This is a genomic window from Bacteroidota bacterium (assembly GCA_034723125.1).
GTDB lineage: Bacteria > Bacteroidota > Bacteroidia > CAILMK01 > JAAYUY01 > JAYEOP01.
In genome coordinates, this window is the sequence record JAYEOP010000461.1 from 1 (window position 1) to 1,997 (window position 1,997).

Annotated in this window: 2 protein-coding genes; both read right to left on the minus strand. The window is 30.2% G+C overall.

The genetic code is table 11. The features are described 5' to 3' along the window. The coding region (locus tag U9R42_12020) for a hypothetical protein (GenBank protein MEA3496748.1) at positions 1-1,207 on the minus strand (1,207 nt) is incomplete at its 3' end. 17 nt (positions 1,208-1,224) lie between these two features. Further along, the coding region (locus tag U9R42_12025; protein MEA3496749.1) for a PKD domain-containing protein at positions 1,225-1,997 on the minus strand (773 nt) is incomplete at its 5' end.

Below are 1,997 nucleotides of genomic sequence, written 5' to 3' on the forward strand. Positions count from 1 at the left end.
CACATCCGTTATTAGTTGTAGAAAATTGAGCCTCAGCCTTTGGATGAACATAAATTTTATAAGCTCTGGATGTTAACCCATAAACAGGACAAGCATTATCACGAGCAGATACTGTTAAAATATTTAAACCTAAATTTGTAATATCAGGATAGAATTTTAAAGTTCCTATGGGATGTTTGTAATTTGATGTATTAAGTTGCCAACTTGTATTTGTGATTGATGAATCCCAGCAAATTTGTAAAGTATCATTTACATCAATATCTGATGTAGAAAAAGTGTAGTTTACGGTGTCGCCTTCTGTTACATTTAAAGTTGATGTAGGATTTAATTTAGGTGAATGATTAGTAGGACAATTAATAACTATTATTTGAATATCTCTCCGGTTTTCCCCAATCTTAACCCCATTACGAAACTCCGAAACATTTATTACCATTACTGTTTGTTCAATTTTTGTCGGTCGGAATGAAAGATCCCCAGTTGAAGGATTAAGGTGAATGCCTTTTGGTAAGGGTAAATTCTTATTCGGGAATCCATAAAAGTAAAATGCTTTGTCATAATCGTACTGACCTGAATAAGAAATATTTGAACCATGACCCTCTAATGGATAAGCAAATTCATAAGCCAATGAATCCCCATCAGTATCATACGCACCAACATTTAATTGATAATCCTGATCTTTGCAAAGTAAATTAAGTGCTTCGTTTCTGAAAGTAGGTGAGCTGTTTTGAGGAGTGATACATCTGTTTAAAGTCGCTTCAATGTAAAAATATTTATTTGCTATTCCTGTTGTTATTGTTGCATTTCTGCAACACATTTGATAGGATAATATCAATTCACAACATGCTGTATTTAAAACAACTAACTTTTGATATTCATACTTTTCAACACCATAGGGAAATGAACATGAGCCTGTTTGACATCTTGTACAACTATTTGAGCATACAGAAGTTATGTCAGTTGTGGAAGTTCTTGGCATTGTAGCTGTTGTAATAATTTGATTGGTTGATTTACACTTGATTGTAATGTTTGCATTACACGGATTAATTCCGTTACAATCTCTGTACATAACCAACTTTATTATAAAACTATCTTGTCCCATATTTGTATAGCTTAAATCTCCTCCCATAAACCAAGATGATTTTACTTCTGTGTTAAATAAAAATATTATTGCTAAACTTAATAAAAGACGAATACTTAATTTTTTCATAATTATAATTTTTTTATTTATTCAAAAACCAATTTCTCTACAATCTCACTTCCATTCATCAATCCAATTTTTAAGAAATAAATTCCTGTAAACTGTTTCTTTAATTCATAATTTTTTGCGTTTAAATCCTGAGCTTTTAAAACAGATTTACCTAAGGAATTATATAAATTAATAGATTGCATTTTTATTTCTGATTTGATGTAAATTTTTTCATTTGATGGGTTTGGATAAATCAATATTTCAGAATTCCCAACTTCTGTAATTCCGTTTACTTTGGCATTTATGAAAGCTAATTTTGTTAGAGAATCAGTACAGCCGAGGTCAGAAATTACTTTCAAACTCACATCATAATTCCCAACATTTTGATAAGTATAAACAGGATTCTGAACTATGGATGAATTTCCATCTCCAAAATCCCATTGAAACTGTGAAATTGCATTAAAACCTATTGTTGAAGAATCATAAAAATGAACAACAAAGGGAACTTCCCCTGAAATTATGTTTGCTCCGAAACTCGCAATTGGAATGTCTCCGATTTGAACAAAAATAGAATCATATTTTGTAGCACAAACAGTATCTTGGGTTTCTGCTTTTATCCAAAAACCTTGATTTGATAAATCATTATTTCCATGTAAATATTTAATAAAAAGATTATTAGGATTTCCATCAAAAATTCCATCCGCTTGTTGTCCTTTTGACCAAAGCATTGATTGAGCATTTTCAAATTGTGCATTTAGTTCATAATAATTATTTTTACAAACAATTGGATTTGTTTTGTCAATTATTATTG